Genomic DNA, 2,230 nt, shown 5'->3' with positions numbered 1-2,230 from the left:
CGAGAAAACTGAACTAGCTATTTTAAATTTAACTGCGGCTCGCAAAGCCAAAGATGCAACGGCTTATGCTGCTGCCAGAGACTACTTAAAAATCGGTCGAGAAATTTTACCGGGCGATATTTGGCAAGAATCCTACGAACTAGCTTTTACCTTTCATAAGGAGCTGGCAGAGGCAGAATATTTAAACGGCAATTTTGAAGAATCAGAAGCTTTAATAAAACTGGCATTTGCCCGGGCCAAATCTGAGCTAGAACAAGCGGAGATTTACAACATTCTGATCGTGCAGTACACTCTGTTAAGTAAATATGAATCAGCAGTTCAATCTGGATTAAAAGCCCTTCACTTGCTGGGCATAGACTTGGCTGAAGATAATTTAAGCGAGGCGGTTAATGCGGAAATGGCGGCAGCTAAAGCCAACTTGGCAAACCAAGAAATTGCTTCCTTAATTAATGCCGAAAAGATGAAAGATCCGGCTCAACAAATGGCAATGAAATTATTGGGCAATATGGGACCGCTAACGTTCTTTTCATCTCAAGAGCTGTGGAAGTTGACTGTGATTAAAGCGATTAACCTTTCTCTTAAGTACGGTTTTGTAGCGGGAGGGTCTTACTGCTATTCGTGTTATGGAATTATCCTAAATTCAATTTTAGGGGATTACCAATCGGCTTATGAGTTTGGCAGACTCGCTCTGACTCTCAGCGAAAATTCAAATAACTTGTCTCAAAACTGCCAAGATAGTGTGATATTTGCCAATTACTTAAACTGCTGGGTGAGACCGCTCAAAAGTACGGCTGAAATTAATAACGAAGGTTATAAAGTTGGCTTGCAATCGGGCAATTTGCAATGGACGGGTTATAACCGGATGTTTCAAACTATTACCTATTTCTTCCAAGGTATGAATTTAAATAACCTCTTGGAAGATATTGCCAAGTCGCTCCATTTTTGCGAGCAAACTAAAAATTTATGGGCAATTGATATAATTCTTGCTAATAAGTCAGCAATTTTAAATTTGATGGGCGAAGAGGATGATGTTAGTGAAGAACAGCATTTAGAAAATTTCCACAGCCGTAAAAGCATGGCGGCACTGTGTGAGTTTTATGTTTTAAAAGCGCAGAATTTATATCTTTACGGACTGTATAGTGAGGCGCTAGAAGCATCGGATCGCGCTGCTGAACTGCTAGATTATTTGATGGGTCATATTTCTAGTGCTCACCATCATTTTTACCGTTGTCTGATCTTAACGGCTCTGTATTCAGACGTTTCTGAATTGGAGCGAAAAGATTATTGGGAGCAATTAGAAGCTAATCAGAAACAAATCAAAATTTGGGCGGATAACTGCTGGGAAAGTTTCGCACATAAATTCTCGCTAGTGGCGGCAGAAATGGCGAGGATTTCAGGTCGAGATTTGGAGGCGATGGATTTGTACGATCGCGCGATAGCTGAGGCTAGAGAGGATGATTTTATTCAGAATGAAGCGCTGGCGGCGGAACTTGCTGCTAAGTTCTGGTTGGCGAAGGATAAAGAAGAATTTGCCCAAATCTATTTGACTAAAGCTCACTATGGCTACCAATACTGGGGTGCTAAACGTAAAGTTGAGAGTCTGGAGGAAAAATATCCTCAATTAATCGCGAGAACATCAGGGAAGACCACTACTCAAACAAAAGTTAATCGAACTACGACGGCGACTACTAGCAATAATTTGGGGGAGACGTTAGATTTAACTACTGTGATGAAAGCTTCCCAAGCGATTTCAGGTGAAATTGTTTTGAGTAGGTTGCTGGAAAGATTGATGAAAATTGCCATCGAAAATGCGGGGGCCCAAAAAGGTTTTTTGATTTTAGAAAAAGCGGGAAACTGGGCGATTGAGGCGGAAGGTTCGGTGAAGGAGGATGAAGTTAGTGTGCTGCGATCGCTTCCTCTCAATCCCACAGCAGCTTCTGGGGGCACTCCTTTGCTGGCAAGTGCGATCGCCAATTATGTGATTCGTACTCAGGAAAATGTGGTGTTAAATAATGCTGCTCTCGAAGGACAATTTACTCGCGATCCTTATATTGCAGCCACTCAACCGAAATCTATTCTTTGTACTCCTCTGCTGCACCAAGGTAAGCTGACGGGCCTTCTTTATTTGGAAAATAATTTGACTGAGGGGGCTTTTACTACCGATCGCCTAGAATTGTTAAAACTGTTATCTGCCCAAATTGCTATTTCTATTGAGAATGCTCAACTTTAC

At 41.6% G+C, this 2,230-nt stretch carries 1 protein-coding gene; it reads left to right on the top strand.

Annotation, left to right across the window (positions count from 1 at the left end):
- Positions 1 to 2,230 (top strand): GAF domain-containing protein (locus QUA23_RS30805; RefSeq protein ID WP_333110727.1); only part of this gene is annotated, 2,230 nt, incomplete at both ends.

The organism is Microcoleus sp. Pol1C5, from assembly GCF_036701115.1.
In the GTDB taxonomy this organism is placed as follows: domain Bacteria; phylum Cyanobacteriota; class Cyanobacteriia; order Cyanobacteriales; family Microcoleaceae; genus Microcoleus.
Note: the sequence above shows the minus strand (reverse complement) of the source record. Positions and strands in the feature narration are given on the sequence as shown.